At 47.5% G+C, this 16,887-nt stretch carries 12 protein-coding genes and 2 riboswitches; of the genes, 4 read left to right on the forward strand and 8 right to left on the reverse strand.

Going from position 1 to position 16,887, the window contains the following annotated elements; translation table 11 throughout:
- Window positions 1-23: 23 nt before the first annotated feature.
- From AC3ITG_RS25115 to AC3ITG_RS25125, 3 genes are all read right to left on the reverse strand, one after another.
- A complete protein-coding gene (locus AC3ITG_RS25115) occupies window positions 24-896 on the reverse strand; it encodes a carbohydrate ABC transporter permease (RefSeq protein WP_024633116.1) in 873 nt (290 codons plus the stop codon).
- 45 nt (window positions 897-941) lie between these two features.
- On the reverse strand, window positions 942-1,895 hold the full coding sequence (locus AC3ITG_RS25120) for an ABC transporter permease (protein WP_063566889.1): 954 nt from the start codon (window positions 1,893-1,895) through the stop codon (window positions 942-944).
- Window positions 1,896-2,177: 282 nt separating this feature from the next.
- Window positions 2,178-4,514: a helix-turn-helix domain-containing protein gene (locus AC3ITG_RS25125; protein ID WP_489251706.1), complete on the reverse strand. Its 2,337-nt coding sequence runs from the start codon at window positions 4,512-4,514 to the stop codon at window positions 2,178-2,180.
- Between the two features lie 574 nt (window positions 4,515-5,088).
- Here AC3ITG_RS25125 and AC3ITG_RS25130 point away from each other — a divergent pair.
- Complete coding sequence (locus AC3ITG_RS25130) at window positions 5,089-7,095, forward strand: endonuclease MutS2 (RefSeq protein ID WP_489251707.1); 2,007 nt, start codon at window positions 5,089-5,091, stop codon at window positions 7,093-7,095.
- A 92-nt stretch (window positions 7,096-7,187) separates the two neighbouring features.
- Window positions 7,188-7,436, forward strand: a complete 249-nt coding sequence (locus AC3ITG_RS25135) for a cysteine-rich CWC family protein (RefSeq protein WP_099856835.1) — start codon at window positions 7,188-7,190, stop codon at window positions 7,434-7,436.
- A 52-nt stretch (window positions 7,437-7,488) separates the two neighbouring features.
- Here AC3ITG_RS25135 and AC3ITG_RS25140 read toward each other — a convergent pair whose 3' ends face one another.
- From AC3ITG_RS25140 to gcvH, 5 genes are all read right to left on the reverse strand, one after another.
- Entirely contained in the window at window positions 7,489-8,640 is a 1,152-nt protein-coding gene (locus AC3ITG_RS25140) for a mannitol-1-phosphate 5-dehydrogenase (RefSeq protein ID WP_489251708.1), read from the reverse strand.
- A complete protein-coding gene (locus AC3ITG_RS25145; protein ID WP_024633110.1) occupies window positions 8,637-9,071 on the reverse strand; it encodes a PTS mannitol transporter subunit IIA in 435 nt (144 codons plus the stop codon). The genes AC3ITG_RS25140 and AC3ITG_RS25145 overlap by 4 nt, the downstream gene beginning before the upstream one ends.
- Entirely contained in the window at window positions 9,068-11,173 is a 2,106-nt protein-coding gene (locus AC3ITG_RS25150; protein ID WP_489251709.1) for a BglG family transcription antiterminator, read from the reverse strand. Before AC3ITG_RS25150 ends, AC3ITG_RS25145 begins: the two co-directional genes overlap by 4 nt.
- Window positions 11,173-12,639 (reverse strand): PTS mannitol transporter subunit IIBC, encoded by a 1,467-nt coding sequence (locus tag AC3ITG_RS25155; protein ID WP_489251710.1) that lies wholly within the window; start codon window positions 12,637-12,639, stop codon window positions 11,173-11,175. The genes AC3ITG_RS25150 and AC3ITG_RS25155 overlap by 1 nt, the downstream gene beginning before the upstream one ends.
- Window positions 12,640-13,206: 567 nt before the next feature.
- On the reverse strand, window positions 13,207-13,596 hold the full coding sequence (gene gcvH, locus AC3ITG_RS25160) for a glycine cleavage system protein GcvH (RefSeq protein WP_489251711.1): 390 nt from the start codon (window positions 13,594-13,596) through the stop codon (window positions 13,207-13,209).
- A gap of 347 nt (window positions 13,597-13,943) precedes the next feature.
- Window positions 13,944-14,066: riboswitch (glycine riboswitch) on the forward strand.
- A gap of 3 nt (window positions 14,067-14,069) precedes the next feature.
- Window positions 14,070-14,170: riboswitch (glycine riboswitch) on the forward strand.
- A gap of 194 nt (window positions 14,171-14,364) precedes the next feature.
- Here gcvH and gcvT point away from each other — a divergent pair.
- Both gcvT and gcvPA read left to right on the forward strand, forming a co-directional pair.
- Window positions 14,365-15,501, forward strand: a complete 1,137-nt coding sequence (gene gcvT, locus AC3ITG_RS25165; protein ID WP_489251712.1) for a glycine cleavage system aminomethyltransferase GcvT — start codon at window positions 14,365-14,367, stop codon at window positions 15,499-15,501.
- Complete coding sequence (gcvPA, locus tag AC3ITG_RS25170; protein WP_489251713.1) at window positions 15,498-16,853, forward strand: aminomethyl-transferring glycine dehydrogenase subunit GcvPA; 1,356 nt, start codon at window positions 15,498-15,500, stop codon at window positions 16,851-16,853. The genes gcvT and gcvPA overlap by 4 nt, the downstream gene beginning before the upstream one ends.
- Window positions 16,854-16,887: the final 34 nt, after the last annotated feature.

Raw genomic sequence — 16,887 nt, forward strand, 5'->3', positions numbered from 1 at the left:
CTGATATTCGAACGTGTGCAACTTCAACCTTTTACCGATCCCAGCATCACTCCTTTGGCAAAGTGTTTTTGCAGGAACGGATACACCAGCATGATTGGAATCGTGGAGAACACGATAACGGCCATACGAATGGTGAGCGGCTGAATCTCAGTCTCTTCGATACTGGTATCCCCGATCCGGCTCTGAGCCAGGATGACAATTTCCCGCAACCATACCTGTACGGGCCATTTTTCACTATCGTTGATATAAATGACAGCGTTGAAGAAGCTGTTCCAGTGAGCCACCGCGTAAAAGAGAGAGAATGTAGCCATTGCTGGCATCGACAAAGGCAGAACAATACGGAACAATACGCCCACATCGTTACATCCATCGATTTTGGCGGCATCCTCCAGTTCGTCCGGAATGGCTTGGAAGAAGTTCTTAAGTACGATCAGGTTGAACGCACTAATCGCGGTTGGCAGCATCAAAGACCATAATGTATCGGTCAGGTGCAGTGATTTTACGACAAAGTAGGTTGGAATCATCCCACCGCTGAACAGCATGGTGAACAGTACACCCAGCAAGATCGGCTGACGTCCACGCAAGTATCTTCTGGAGAGCGGATACGCCATAAGCGACGTGAACAACAGGTTAAGCAGTGTTCCGATTACGGTGATATAGATCGATACACCCAGACTGCGAATCAATGTGTCTGTAGAGAAGATGTAACGGTAAGCGGCGAGGGAGAATTCTTTCGGAAAAAGAATGAATCCTCCCTTGGCCACTTCATGCGGACTGGTAAACGAGACGGCCAAAATATAAATGAACGGGATAACGGTCACGATTCCGATCAAAAGCAGAAAGCCATGATTGAGGATATCAAAGATCCGGTTGCCCCACGTTTTATCCTGTTGCATCTTAATGTTCACTCCTGTCTGGTGAAGAACGTCTGCTTCCAAGCGTTAGTAGACGCCTTCCTCCCCGAATTTTTTGGCCATCGTGTTGGCACCCAGTACAAGCGCCAGTCCGACCACCGACTTGAACAAACCGACAGCAGCACTATAACTGTACTGTGCCTGTGTGAGACCTTTGGTGTAGACGTAGGTATCAAATACCTCACCCACATCCCTGTTCGTCGGCGTGAGCATCAGGAAGATCTGTTCAAAGCCTGTATCCAGGAAGTTACCCAGACGCAGAATGAGCAAAATTATGATCGTACTGCGGATCGCAGGCAACGTAATATGCCATGTCTGACGCCAGCGATTGGCACCATCCATCCGTGCAGCTTCATAGAGCTGTGTATCTACACCGGAAAGTGCCGCCAGGAAAATAATCGTGCCCCAGCCTACCTCTTTCCAGATGGATTGTCCAACAATCATCGTTCGAAACCAGCCAGGCTCAAGCAGGAAAGCCACTTTTTGCCCCGTCAGGTTATAAAGTAATTCGTTAATAGCGCCACCCTCGGTTGTGAACAGCATATAGAACACACCAACCACAACAACCCAGGAAACAAAGTGCGGAACATATACCAGCGTCTGTACAAATCGTTTGAACCGTTCACGACGAACTTCATTCATCATGAGCGCCAATACAATGGGCAGTGGGAAGAAGAACACCATATTATAAATCGCTAGCAAAAACGTATTCCGGAACAAGGTCCAGAACTGCGGTTCCCCAAAGAAACGCTGGAAGTGCTTGAACCCTACCCAGTCACTGCCCAGAATGCCCTTGTAAGGCGTGTAATCCTGAAATGCCATCGTAATGCCATACATGGGTATGTATTTGAAAATAACAAAGTAGAGCACGCCCGGTATCAACATAATATAGAGCCACCGGTTTTTGATGATGTCCCTCCACAGCAGGTTTTTGTCACTGCGGGTAGCGGGTCGTGTCCGAGCCGCCGTTTCGGCTTTCATAGTGTCTTCCTCCCCACATTGGAAACGATTACAAAATATCACTTCCTGAATTCATGTCTTCATTGTGGAGGATAAACGGGTAACTGGCTATCGTCTCGTTTTAGCTTCTTGTATTTCCTTATGCAGCAAGGGTTTAAGGCATTTGTAACTCTGAGCTTCTCCCCTCAATGAACCACATTTAACCTCCGATATTCCCGTCTTAACTCTGCTCCAACAAGGAACAAAGGTTGACCCTGAAACAAAGAAAAACCTGCCTGCCATGGCAGGCAGAGCAGGTTGCTTTTATCGCTGCTGCTCCCGGTATTTTCCGGGGGTGGTTCCAGTAATTTTACGAAACGTGCGAATAAAAGCGGTAGGGTTGGTGTAATTGAGTTTCTCAGCAATCTCCGATATTTTCAGGTTGGTCGTCTGCAGCCAGGTCTTGGCTTTTTCCATCCGGTATTCGGCAAGGTATTCCGTAAAGTTCACTCCGGCCTCCTTCTTGAACACACGGCTCAGATAGACTGGATGAAAATTCAGTTCTTCTGCGCAAGCTTCCAGCGACAATTCGCGATCATATCGCTCCTCGATCAGCCGAATCATGCGCCGGGCAATATTCAGATATTGAGATTCTTCCTGTTCGCGCCAGAATCGAATTACAGGTTGGAATAAACATTTGCGGAACCAGTTCGTCATTTCATCTAATGTGGACAACTTGAGTAGTCGAGCCATGGAGGCCTTTTCACCCAACACTTCCGCAACATTCCCACCCTGCTCCTGTACAAGCTGATACACACGGGACAACAGTTGAACCATGATAACAGGGTATTCACTGAAGTGCAGCTTCTTGTCTGCAAGCAGACTGAGGTATTGCTTAAAGTACGAATCGGTTTTCGCCTGGTCTCCTTGCTTGAGTGCAGAAGCCAACTGCTCTTCAATCATTCTGAGCTGTGTATATAACGCTGCCTCCGTCTGACCGCGAGGCTGAATATCCTCGTAATGCAAAATAATACGGCTCCCCAGACTTACCCTGCCCTGAAGGGCCTCCCGGCTCTCCTGATAAGCTCTTGGTGAATCTCCTATCTCAGCATAGGAGCGACTAATACCGATACTCACAGGCAGATTGAGATAGGTTACGACCCGCTCACGGATCAATTCGGCTTGGGTATGCATCCATTCTTTTAGCTGTACTTCGTCATCCAGCACCGATGCAAGCACCGTAACCTGGGCATCATCAAGCATAACAGGGGAAAAACGAATCTCCGATGACAGCAGTTCACCCACCATGTTGTTCAATGCAAACAACAGCAGATCCCGGTCCTGCTCTTCATACCTTGTCCCTTCAAGCGTATCGATTTGAAGTGTTAGCACCCCCAGCCTGGACCATGATGTCGGAAAATCATACAGCTCACCCTGATACCTGAAGTCATCTTCCGATATTTTGCCTGTAAGCAATTTGGTCATAAAAAATTCCTGTAAATGAACATGCTGGCCCTTCATCTGCTCACGCATCGTTTTCTCCGAACTGAACAAGGTAGACAATCGCTCTTCGATGTATATAAATTCATCCTGACGGCGTCCCGACGGAGCCAACGGAGAATCCAGTCCTTTTGTAAACTGCAGAAGTCTGGAAATGGGAGAATACATCTTGCGACTGCCGTAGAAGGCTACTAGTCCCGTCAAACATAACATGACTAGTGTAGCCACTCCCGTAACCAATGCAATTTTCTGCGACTGGGCGGTTATCTGACCTAGCGATACAACGGACACATACAACCAGCCATTGAGTGGGGACTGCCTGTAGCTAACCGCCACCTGGCTTCCTTCCACCTCTGCACTGAAGAAACCCTCCGACTGTCCCGTCTTTTGTACCTTTTCGTGGATTTCCTGATTCAGCGTGTCGTATTTCCCGTCTTGTTCTGTATCGTTGAGAAAATATTTCTGCTCCCGATCAAGGACGTACATATCCCCAGAATTCGGATTTCTGCTTAGAAACGTACTTAGCTCTGTATCAGCTATGTCTATAACCAGAAATCCTTTTGGTTTCACATTCGTTGGTATCATCGGAATTTTGAACACCATGCTAACTACATTGTCCGATGATATAAGGGTAGGCGCGGGTTCCTGTGTTGCTTCACCGACTCCGGCCGATACCGGTATACTTTCTTTGGTTGAACTCACATTTTGCGTCACCCAGAACAGGCTGTTTGCATATTTCAAATAGGAACCAATCCGGTCACGAATACTGAAATCATCCAATTTTCCAAAGGATCGCATCGAAACGACCCAGTCTTCATCCAGATTCACGAGATAGGCCTGATCAATATTTGTAACCGATTGCAGATTATTAAATCCGGAAGTCAGATCACGAATTTCCTGAAATTCGCTGCTGTCCAGCGGTTTTTTCATCGCTTGTAATACCAGTGGAGAATTCACATATTGGATGGATGATAATTGCAGGCTGCGCAATACTTGCTCTACCCGCATTTGGGTCTGATGCAGAATCTGCAAATTACTCTCCCGCACCTTCTGCTCAATGTCACGTGAAGCAATCGAATAGGAGACTGAACCAATAACAATGACTGGAAGGGCTCCGAGAATCATGGTAAAACAGAGCAAACGCAGCAGGTATTTAGGCAAAAAGAGCATCCTCCTTTGTGCATTTTGCGTTATTTGAACGAGAACGATTTCGGAATCACTTCTCGATCTAATGCAAAACGTATGTATAATATCGCTTTCATTGGATTAATTTACTATTGTTATTTTAAAACCCATTCTTATTCAAGTCCACTATTTATTCTTGAAGGTTGACTTCAAGGTAATTTCCAGTTTATATTAGTTGCATATTCCTCAATCAAAGGAGAGATTTTGATGTCGGTGAGCGTTCTTAACTAACCAAGTTTCATATTCAGGAGTTTGGCCTTCGATTCACTTGTGCCTTGTGGCATACGTGTATTTCATGATGCGCCATTACCCTGTACTTAGTTAAGAACAGCGGATATCATAAATCGCCTCCGGGATTGTACGTGTCCGGGTCTATTTCCGCGCTGTGTTCAGCGTGGATTTTTTTGTATAGACCTATAACGGGCCCTGCTTTCCCTTACGTTAAGGGCGGAGAATGACGTTTGTTCATTCTGCGCCCTTTTTGCGTTTTCCGGGAATATGCTCCATCGCTTAAACCGAATTCCATTTTATAACCAAGGAGAGATTAAGCATGAATGAAAACACATTAAACAGTCTGGGTTATCACCAAATTCAAAAAAACGTTGCAGCCTGTGCCCTATCCTATTTGGGCAAACGTTATGCAAGAGACATGAAGCCAATGGTGGACGCTTCTGTGATTCAAATGCGGCTGGAAGAGACCGCTGAAGCGGCTGCTTTGATTCGTAACGGCGCCAGTGTGCCTATTCCTTCACTAGATGGTATGGAGACCATTATGGATCTGCTAGGCACCGGTTATTTATTTACGGAACGAGATTTCAGCCATCTCGCCCAGTTTCTGCGCAGCTGTGCACAGCTTATGAAATACATGGAGGGCAAAGCCGAAGTTGCCCCCACAGTTAGTCGCTACGCTTCATCCATGATATGGATGGAATCCCTGCTGAGTGAGATTGAACGCTGTATCCATAGTGGACGCATTCAGGATCAGGCGAGCAAGGAGCTGATACGTATTCGTAAAAAAATGACAGTGAATGAGGAACGCATGAAGCGCAAGCTGGATTCTCTTATAAGCAAACACCGCTCCATCATGCAGGAAAATGTGATTAGTCAGCGTGGTGGAAGAACAGTGCTGCCCATTAAGAAAGAATTCCGCAAACACGTTAAAGGCAGTGTGCTGGATGAATCGGGAAGCGGTCAAACCGTATATATCGAGCCTGCTGAATTAGTAGGTCTGCAAATGGAGCTGACTTCACTGCAAGCGGAGGAATCACGGGAAGAAATGAAAATTCTTGGTGACTTAACCTCCTTGGCAGAGTCTTATAATCGTGAAATTGCGCTAAATACGGAAACAGTAGGGATTCTGGATTTCCTGTTCGCCAAAGCGAAATATGCGGCGACCATGGACGGACGGACTGTACGTGTCAATGCCAATGGACGGGTTCAACTTCATAATGCCCGCCATCCGTTTATGGGTGCATCCATGGTTCCGCTTGATTTTGCAATTGGTCAAACGTATTCCTCACTAATCATTACAGGGCCGAATACGGGTGGTAAAACGGTTGCGCTCAAAACATTGGGCCTGCTCACATTGATGATGCAATCCGGCCTGCTTGTCCCTGTCGCTGAAGATGGCGAGATGGCCGTATATCATGAAGTCGCTGTTGATATCGGCGATGGACAGAGCCTGGAGCAAGCACTTAGTACCTTTTCTGCACATATTCGCAACATGATTGGCATTCTGGAGCAAGCCGATTCATCGACACTTGTGCTTATTGATGAGATGGCCTCTGGTACCGACCCCGGTGAGGGAGTGGGACTCTCCATCGCCATGCTGGAGGAGCTACACAGCCGCGGAGCTACCGTTATCGCCACCACCCATTTTGGGGAAATCAAACATTTTGCAGCAGCCACGCCTGGCTTTGAGAATGCACGAATGGAATTCGATACGGTCTCTCTTCAACCTCTTTATCGATTGCGGATCGGAGAAGCCGGGGACAGCTATGCCTATTCCATTGCACTGAAACTTGGTATGCCACAACGCATTATTGAGCGATCCAAGCTCATTTCAGATCAGGGTGTCTCGCAAAGTGTCTCTTCCAGCTTTAGTCCATCCGTGCCCAATGTGAATTCGTCGTCATCGCAAACAAACAGCATGGCTGAACAAAAACACTTGTATAAAGCAAGGAAGACAGTTCAACCTGTCAGCCCGTCCATACAAACTGGAACAAGAAAGCAATCTGATCGGCCTGTAACATTAGAACCCACTTCCCCTGCCAAAGTATTCCGAAAAGGGGATCGCGTCTATGCAGCCTATCTGAACCAGTCAGGCATTGTGTGTGATCTGGAGGACAGTCGCGGAAATATCGGAGTCATGCTGCGCGGACGTAAAGTCAAAATTCACAAGAAACGTCTAACTCTGCACATCTCCGCAGATGAACTATATCCGGGTGACTATGACCTCGACATTGTGCTGGAGACCAAAGAGAACCGTAAGAAACGCAAACTGATGAGTCGCAAGCATGTGGAAGGACTGAAGATTGAATTGCCCCCTGAAGAATAACCACAGGATTGATATAATGGGTTGAGTTGCTACACTTTAATAAACCTATCGATCGTTCGTGGTTTGAAATTCATGGGGGAAGGAAGACTCGTATGTCTGTTGAGCAAGATACAAACAAAGTCACTCCAGAAGTTCTTGTATGTCCTTTGTGTGGGGAGGCCAATGGCTGCTCCTATGCCGCTGGTCGTCCTCATTCAGAATGCTGGTGTAACCGGGCTGTGTTCCCAGAAGGGGTATTTGACCCCATTCCGGCAGAACAGCGAAGGAAGTCCTGCATCTGCGAGGCATGTCTGGATACGTATAAAAAGAAGACAGAGCAAAATAAAGAGCCCCACAGTTAACCCTGTGAGGCTCTTCTTCTATCGATATGATGTTGTATTGAAATACAGACCGTTACTTCTGCAGTTGTTGATAATGCGCTACAGCCTGCTTCAGTACAGGATGACTCTCATCCATGGACGTATACTGGCTGAGTGCTGCTTCAATCCCTTTTTGCTGGATCGTAGTCTGGAGTTCTACCGCTTCCGGGTCTTCGGAAATGTCGAACTTGCAGGCAGCGGCCATGCCCATTGCCAAATGTGTTGTCTCCGTTCCATACTCGTAAGCCTGGAGAGCTGGGCGAACCAGACGGTCATTCGGGGACAGTTTCCGCAGTGGAGAACGTCCTACACGTGTTACCTCATCCGTCAGGTGCGGGTTAACGAACCGTTCCAATATTTTGGCAATGTACAACTGATGATCATCGGCATTGAATCCAAAACGCTTCACCAAAACTGCTCCGGTTTCCTGCAAGGCACCGTATACGATGGATTTGACTTTTTCATCGGCAATAGCCTTCTGAATTGTATCAAACCCGTTCACATATCCAATATAAGCGGCAATACAGTGTCCAGTATTTACGGTAAACAGCTTCCGTTCGATATAAGGCTCCAGATCATCCACATACATTATACCCTCAACCGGTTTGAAAGCAGGAGCCATTTGTGAACGGTCAACAACCCATTCATAGAAAGGCTCTACCTGTACATGCAATGGATCTTCATGATGCTGAATCGGCACAATCCGATCTACGGCAGAGTCCGGGAAATACACGTACTGATCCGCAAGCAGGCGAGTACGCTCATCAAGCAGACCATATACATGTTCTTTCAGCTGAGTGCTGGCTCCAATTGCATTTTCACAGGCAATAATGTGAAGGGGCTGGAAGACATCACCCGTTCCAAGTCTGGACGTAAGTCCTTTGGCAATACCGGGAGCAATATGTTTCAAAATCCCCACACCTACTGCGGTTGTGATCAGTTCAGCTTCTGCAACGTTCTGGGCTACGGTATCCAGATTAGTGCCATCGATCGCACTCACACCGGTAACTGTCTCCAGATCCTTGGCCTCGTTAGCCAGTTCAACCGTGTACTCTCCACGCTGCTCTAGAGCCTTAACCAGCTCCTGGTTAACGTCCGAGAAAACGACATTGTAGCCTGCACGGGACAGAATCAATCCGATAAAGCCACGTCCAATATTACCTGCTCCAAAGTGAAGGGCCTTCATAGTTCCATTTCACTTTCCAAAATAGTGATGACTTCTTCAGCAGTTTGAGCATGACGCAAAGCTTCCATGTTTTCTTCCTCGGCGCAGATGACTGCGATGCTGGTCAGGATCTCCATATGTTCTCCGCCCTGAGCAGCGATACCAATTACCATATACGCTTTCTCTTCCCCAAAATCAACACCTTGCGGGAACTGAATGACCGATATACCTGTGGACAAAATGAATGATTTGGATTCCTTCGTGCCATGTGGAATCGCAAGTCCGTTGCCGACGTACGTGGAGACAATCTCTTCACGCTCCAGCATTTTGTCAATGTATTCAGCGGTGATATGTCCCGCATCTTTCAAAATTTGACCTGCCATACGAATTGCTTCGTATTTGTCCTGAGCCGTTGCATTCATGATGACTTTATCTTTAGTTAACACACTCATGTTTGAATACCTCCAATTTCGGTTTTGCTGCGGTAAAATCCCGCAAGCTCTTGGGATAAGTAATGAATAAGATCATCCCGGTTGCCTTTTTCAAGTAATGCAATCATTTCTTCCTGCAATAATAGTGCACTGATCTCACTCAGTACCTCCAAACTTTCCTTCGATAACTGTCTGGGTCCAAGCATCAAGAGCACATGGCTGACACCTGCCGGGTCTTCCGAAGTGCGTAGAAGCGGCTCTGTCAATTGGAACAGCGTAATTGAAGGACTGTGAATGCCATCACTGCGTGTATGAAACAAAGCGAGGGAAGTCCCGGGAATTTTCTGGCTTCCAACCGCTTCACGCTCCTCCAGCAGCCTGGCAATCTCTTCTGGATTATTCAACACACCGGATTGATGCAAAACGTTGCACATGGCGTAGGCCGTTTCCAAAAATCCGATATCCTGATTATCCAGCGGGAACACCTGAAACTTGCCAATAATCTGTACGATTTCAATCAGTGTGGCTTCCAATCCAACTGGATCGGAAACCCGTCCTGTTGTCCTTGAACCTGCTTCAGGTGGGGGACTATGTTCCCGCTGAAGCGTCGTTGTCCTGATGAAGTGCCTTAAACGTTCACTTTCTTCTGCCGTCAGCAGTGGGCTCACCTTGTAGTATTGATGTTTATCCATTGGCAGATCCACGGTAGAGAGAACCAGATCATATTCCGTCTTCGGAATACGTGCGGCTTCATACCAGGACACGCTGTCCACAATCCGAATTTCGGGAATTTCCTTGGACAAACGGCTCGATAACATCCGTGAAGATCCGATCCCGCTCGTACAGACGACGACAGCCCTGATTTCACGCTTCAACACCCGCAGCCGTTCAATGGAAGCACCGAAGTGCATTACCAAAAACCCGATTTCCTCATCCGGCACATCCGTATTGGACCAAGCCTCTCGCACTGCTTTCTTTACATCCTCAAACAGTGATTCATAATCCTTGCGAATCTGCTGAAGTAACGGATTACGGATGAGCTGCCGCCCATCCATTCGTTCCAGCACCGGCTCCATATGGGCAATCAGACCTTCACGGAGCAGGCGATCCTCATGGAACGAATAATGAGTTTTCTCCTGCATTCGATCTGTGAGAGAACGCACCATGTCGAGTAAGACCAGATCGTCTATGGGCAGCAAACGCGAGGAATGAATCGATTGCTCGATTTCAATCAGCAGCCTGTGAAAATAAGCCTGCTCCTGGCCCACAAACTCCAGCCCAAGCTGGGCAGATAGAACACCGCACAGTCTGGAAGCTAAATATTCCGGCACCTTCCGCTCACCTTGCAGAGGCATTCCAACGTCTTTATTGTCCTGTTGTGTGCCCCGACCTATTCCAAAGCCTTTGCGAATCCGCACAACCGCTACAGACAATTGGATCAACAGCTTCATGTATTGACGTTCCGGGATATTTTCCAACCACTCAATATCCGGCTGCCATAATGCATTTTCGACCGTAAGTACATCTTCATGCCCTATCATTTCCAGAAGTTTGCTGTTTACTTTGGAAACTCCCTGCTCCGCTTGTCTACCGAACAAATCGGATTCATCCAGATATTCAAGAGCGAGCGTGGAAATAGCCATGCGATGAGCCAGCTCGCTTCCATTGATCTTGACCCCATATCCGCGCCTGCGAACCAGTTTCAATCCTGCCAGCTGAATGCGTGGCTCCAGATCGTCCAGATCATTGCTTGCCGTAGACACGGTTACCTTCAAATCTGAGGCCAATGCAAGCAGCTTCACAGGCTCGGATTCATCCAGCAAAATACAAAGCATGAAGAGTTTACGCTCTTCGGGCGTAAACTCCACATATTCGTTAAGCTCAAGTTGTTGACGCAATACGGCCAAATCATCGGAACCGGGATCAATTCGAACCCCGGTTCCCGATTTTTTTTCCAATCTCATGCCAAGGGGCTCAAGCCATTGTTCAATCATCTGCAACTCTCGATGTACGGTACGAGTGCTTACTTTGACCGCAACAGCTATATCGCCAGCAGTTACCTCATGAGGATGCTCCAGCAGGAACTCCACGATCTCACGCTGTCTCCTTGTAATATTACTCATCAGGAGTCGGATTTGAGGCGCTCCACCAGTGCCTCATATTCAGGACTCTTCAGGAAGTTATCGATGGAAATATGCTCTGCATTTGGAGCCACGGATTTGGCCCGGTCAGTTAATGTTTTCTGTGTGATGACGATGTCGGCATCTTGTGGAATCTCACTGATCGCCGTGTTGGTTACAGCGATATCCACACCGGCTGCCTTCATTTTCTTCCGCAGAATCGAGGCCCCCATGGCACTCGAACCCATACCTGCATCACAGGAGAATACAATTTTATTGATATCCGTTTTTACTGCCGAAGAAGCAATATCGGCTGCACGGTCAGCTTCACGATTGTCTTTATCAACGGTGAGGTTGCCCGTTTTGCCCTGATTTTTCATATCTTTCATGCGGTTGGAAGCACTATCCAGATCTTCCTCGTCCTTCTGTTTACCTGTTTTGAGCAGTATGGATGCTACGAGGAACGAGATGATCGCAGCTACGGCTACCCCTGCAAACATGCCAAGGTATCCACCCCTAGGTGTTAACAACGAGTAAGCAATGATACTTCCCGGTGACGGTGCTGAAACCAAACCAGCTCCAGTTAGCATAAAGGTCAATGTACCCGCTACACCACCAGCCATCGCAGCCAGAATCAGTATCGGTCTCATCAGAATGTAAGGGAAATAAATCTCGTGAATCCCGCCAAAGAAATGGATGATTACAGCACCTGGAGCGGAAGACTTGGCAGATCCGCGACCGAAGAAGCAGTATGCCAGCAAAATGCCGAGTCCAGGTCCTGGATTGGATTCAAGCATAAATAATACGGATTGACCCAATTCTCTTGCTTGATCCGTAGCAATTGGTGTCAGAATCCCATGGTTGATCGCATTGTTCAGGAATAATACTTTTCCTGGCTCAATGATCAGATTGACCAGCGGGAGAAGACCAGCATTCATCAAAGCTTCTACCCCGGCTGACAACACCTTGCTAATCGCTTCAACGAAAGGCCCGATGCCTTTAAGGGCTAGAAGGGCCAAAATCCCACCAATAATACCAGCGGAGAAGTTGTTAACCAGCATCTCAAACCCTGATTTAATTTTGCCATCGACAGCTTTGTCAAATTTCTTAATGACCCAGGCACCCAATGGTCCGGCTATCATAGCACCAAGAAACATTGGAATGTCACTGCCGACAATAACCCCGATGGTCATGATCGCACCGACTACACCACCACGTTGGCCGTGTACCATGGTACCGCCTGTGTAACCGATAAGCAAAGGCAGCAAATATTTGATCATTGGATCAACCAGCAATGCAAAATCTGCGTTAGGGAACCATCCTTTTGGAATGAACAATGCCGTAATCAGACCCCAGGCGATAAATGCACCCATGTTCGGCATAACCATACCGCTTAGGAAACGTCCAAACTTCTGAACGCCGACCCGTATTCCTCCGCTTTTTTCGGACTTTGCGTCCACTGAACTCATATTGAAAACCTCCTCAACATATTAAACCTTGATTCCACTGAATTTTGACAACGATGATCCAGACGAACGAAGGTACAAATCTGCAATAAATCTTTAATTTACAACCATATCGTAAATGAAAACGGTATCTTCTACAACGAAATGAAAACCTACTTCCGTCATGAACGTTGATGACAAGATTTAAATTTAAAGGATTGTTCCTTATTTACACCTGTATATGGATTGGAACCTGTTATTCCCTTTCATGTATCATACCCACGAAATGCCCCATTTTAATGACAAATGAAATTGTAAATTTATTCTATTTAAATGAGCTGTTTCTATCTCAATTAGAAATAATGATGAAACACGTTAGATTGATATTCATTCCATCCCATTCATCAGTTAACAACGAAAAAAAGCGCAATTACCTCACCCTGTCCCAGGTGAGGCAATTGCGCCTAAGTATTCTCCGAATGAGCTGTATCACCATCCGGATCTATAATCAATCGATTCATTTTTATTACGTTAAACGGACTTTTCCATCAAGCTGAAACTCCGTATCTAGCGGAAATTTGCACCTTAATATTATTCCGTATGTTTACGATACGCATCCGCATTCATCAATGTGGAAAGTGCTGCTGTCAGGTCGCCCTCAACACGAATTTCAATCATCCAGCCTTCCTTATATGGGGAGTTGTTAACCAGCTCCGGGGAATCCTGCAATGCATCATTCACAGCAATAATCGTTCCACTGACAGGAGAAAACAAATCCGAAACGGTTTTGACGGATTCAATCGTTCCAATGCCGTCTTCCGCTTTTACATCCGATTCAAGGTCAGGCAATTCCACAAACACAATGTCACCCAGCTGATGCTGCGCGAACTCGGTAATACCAATACGTACGGTATCCTCCCCTACGGTCTGCACCCATTCGTGCTCTTCACTGTACAGGAAATCACTTTTCAATTCGCTCATCGATATCCGCCTCGCTTTTCATTAATGAGTGCATGCGTTTCTTTGACCTTAACCTTTTTCCCAGAACATAGCGTATGATATTTTCGATTCAAATGTCAAGATACCTCACAATTTATTTGTTTTTCTTCCTTATATGCCTGTAACTCAAATGGACCCTCCCTACATATAATGGTGAATATTAGAAAAGTAAGCGCACTCTTTATAAATAGACGAACGTTGTGAAGTGAATTGAAAATATCATTCGGATTTTTTATTCATTTCTATGATATCGTTCTTGACATCAATAGACGATTCAGGCTTTAATGAGAGTAGTAAATGTGTTTAATTGGTCTATGCAATACCCGCGGATGAATGTAAAGGGAGAGATTACCCTTGACACCCGAATCAGGGTGTACATGCGGTAACGCCGAAGGAGTAAACCACCGACAAGCGGAGGTGAATCTCTCAGGCAAAAGGACTTTTACGGGACGCAACTCTGGAGAGCATCTATTCGCCCTGTGTGGGCGTTATGATCACCCAAGGGGAAACTTGCTGCATCAGGCGGCGGGGTAACTCTCAGGTACCAAGGACAGAGCCTAAGAATACAGCGTGCTTCTGGCATGCCGATTCTTTGGCCTGTCCTTTTCCTTTTTCCCAAAAAAACGAAAACAGGTTATAGAGCGGCGCTGCCTTATAGCGTCCTTACCTTCTTTTATAAAATATGATGCCAAATTCATTGATCCATGGTTATACACTCGGCCGGTTGACGGCCCATGACGAGGTGATTGGATGTCCGATTTGCTTAGAACCCCACTCTTTCCACTCTATCAGCAATATGAAGGCGTACGATGCATTGATTTTGGCGGCTGGGAGCTGCCTGTGCAATTCAGCGGAATTCAGAAAGAGCATGAAGCGGTGCGAGAACGTGCCGGATTATTTGATGTATCCCACATGGGCGAATTCACCGTACAAGGTGAACACGCAGAAGCTTTTTTACAGCACATGACCACCAATGATGTAACAACAATCGTTCCCGGTCAGGCCCAATACACGTTAATGTGTTATCCGGATGGCGGCGTGGTCGATGATCTGCTGATCTATAAATTGAAAGACCAGCATTATATGCTGGTAGTTAACGCCTCCAACATCGACAAGGACTGGGCATGGCTGCAACAGCATATGACGCCAGGCGTAACAATGACCAATGATTCGGATCAAACGGCGCTGCTCGCCCTCCAAGGTCCTCTGGCTGTAGATATTCTCAGAACGGTGACAGACACCGATGTGTCTTCCATTGAGCCTTTCCGCTTTGTGGCAAATGCGAAGGTATGTGGTGTTACATTGTTGTTATCCCGCACCGGATATACGGGTGAAGATGGCTTTGAGCTCTATGTTCCTGCGGAACAAGCTGCTGAGGTCTGGAACGGATTGATGCAAGCGGGAGAAGGTCACGGACTCGTTCCGACAGGACTGGGTGCCCGGGATACCCTGCGTTTTGAAGCTAAGCTTCCCCTGTATGGACAGGAATTGTCTTCAACCATCTCACCGCTGGAGGCTGGCGTTGGCATGTTTGTGAAGCTAAATGCCGGACCGTTTATCGGACATGAAGCCTTGTTGCAGCAAAAAAATGATGGGCCTGCCCGCAAGCTGGTCGGCATCGAAGTGCTGGAACGGGGCATTCCCCGCCCCCATTATCCGATTTACGCCGAAGGCGTGCAGATTGGTGAAGTGACCACAGGCACCCAATCGCCTACATTGAAACGCAATCTGGGGCTGGCCTTGATTGACAGTAAATATGCTGCACTGGGTACCCCGCTGGAGATTGAGATTCGTGGCAAGAAACTGAAAGCCGAGGTCGTGAAGACCCCATTTCATAAACGGACACGTGCGCCAAAGACACCTACTCAAGGAGCTGATCAAGCATGAGCAAGCATCGCTACATTCCCATGACCGAGCAGGATCAGAGTGCCATGCTGGCAACCATCGGTGTGGAAACGATTGAGGATCTGTTCCATGACATTCCACAGGAGATTCGCTATCAGGGCGAACTGCCTATTTCCTCCAAACTGGATGAATACGCACTGACACGTCATATGTCGAAGCTAGCGGGAGCGAATGCCAACTTCGAGACACACGCCAGTTTCCTGGGTGCAGGCATTTATGATCACCACGTTCCCTCCGTCATTAATCATGTCATCTCCCGTTCCGAGTTCTATACAGCCTATACACCTTATCAACCCGAGATCAGCCAAGGAGAATTGCAGGCGATTTTCGAGTTTCAATCCTACATCTGTGAGTTAACAGGCATGGCTGTAGCCAATGCCAGCATGTACGATGGTGCGACAGCATTTGCGGAAGCAGGCAATCTGGCCGCAGCGGCAACCCGCCGCAAACAGCTGATTGTGTCACGTACCGTGCACCCCGAATCCCGTCAGGTATTGCAAGCTTATGCTCACGGCCTCAATCTGGAGATTGTTGAGATTGGATATCAAAATGGTGTAACAGACTGGGATGCCCTGCAAGCCGCCGTGTCCGATGACACCGCAGCCGTCATGATCCAAAGCCCGAACTTCTTCGGCGCCGTGGAAAATGTAAAACAGGCCGCAGATCTTGCGCATGCGCACAAGAGTCTGCTCGTGGTCAGCGCCAACCCGCTATCGCTGGGTCTGCTGGAAGCCCCAGGCAAGCTGGGTGCTGACATCGTCGTTGGCGACGCGCAGCCCCTTGGCATCGCCGCTTCACTCGGCGGCCCAACATGCGGATACTTCGCCGTATCCCAGGCTCATATGCGCCGGATTCCTGGCCGAATTGTAGGCCAGACAACGGACCGCAACGGCAAGCGTGGTTTTGTACTCACGCTGCAAGCACGGGAACAGCATATTCGCCGGGAAAAGGCGACGTCCAACATCTGTTCCAACCAGGCGTTACTCGCGCTAAGCGCCTCTGTCTATATGTCTATTATGGGTAAACAAGGCATGATCGACGTCGCTGATTTGAATTTGCAAAAGAGCCATTATGCCCTTAACACGTTTACCGCAATTCCAGGCGTCTCTCTTACGTTTACCGCACCTACTTTCAATGAGTTTGTTATCCAACTGCCTGAAGGAACAAATGTGGAACCACTACAACTGAAATTACTCGATGCAGGTTTCATTGGCGGCTATGAGCTTGGACGTGATTATCCCGAGCTCGCCGGACATATGCTGATTGCGGTTACTGAACGACGCAGCAAGGAAGAGATCGACGAATTCGCACGTGTATTGGAGGGATCGCTGTGACTCAAGAAACGACAACAAAGACAACTACGACGAC

This window comes from Paenibacillus sp. GL_099_B (assembly GCF_057835695.1).